The 757-nt window shown below is 68.3% G+C and carries 1 protein-coding gene; it reads left to right on the forward strand.

Annotated features, from left to right (window positions below):
• Window positions 1-14 precede the first annotated feature (14 nt).
• Window positions 15-757, forward strand: a 743-nt coding sequence (locus tag NLX94_RS38705) for an acetylserotonin O-methyltransferase (RefSeq protein WP_254387992.1), incomplete at its 3' end; no start/stop codon positions are given.

Consider the following 757-nt stretch of genomic DNA (forward strand, 5'->3'; position numbering starts at 1 on the left):
GAGAGGACTTTGTGATGAGCAACCCGGAGACCCAGCCGATCGATGACGCCTTCGACATCATGCTGGTCGGCTGGTCGTTCATGCGGAGCAAGCTTCTGATGACGGCCCTGGAGCTGGGTCTGTTCGAGGAGCTCGCGAAGGAGCCGGGCACCGTTGCCCAGGTCACTTCCCGTCTGGGTCTGCACGAGCGCGGAACCGCCGACTTCCTCGACGCGCTCGCCGCGGTCGGTGTCCTGGAGCGCAACGCCGAGGGCGTCTACAGCAACAGCCCGGCCGCCGGCCGGAACCTGATCCCCGGCCAGCAGGGCTATGTCGGCGGGTTCCTGAAGATGACCACCGAGTTCATGGGCGCCGGCTGGGAGTCCCTCGCCGACATGCTCCGCACCGGTGACGCCCACGGCCAGGACGCCAACAAGGTGCCCTTCGCGCAGATCTTCCGCGACCCCGAGCGGCTGCGTCAGTTCCTCTCCGCGATGGACAGCCTCAACGGTGCGATCGGCCCCGAGCTCGCCAAGAAGTACGACTGGAGCCGCCACACCTCCTTCGTGGACGTCGGCGGCGCCCGCGGCAACCTCGCCGGGACCCTCCTGCTGGCCCACCCCCACCTGGCCGGCGGGGTCTTCGACCGCCCGGTGATGAAGGCCTCCCTGGAGGAGCTCGCCGAGCAGCGCGGAGTCCTGGACCGGATCAGCTTCCACGGCGGCGACTTCTACGACACCGACATCCCCTCCGCCGACGTCGTCATCTTCGGCAACGT

The organism is Streptomyces sp. TBY4 (genome assembly GCF_024213195.1).
Classification (GTDB): domain Bacteria; phylum Actinomycetota; class Actinomycetes; order Streptomycetales; family Streptomycetaceae; genus Streptomyces.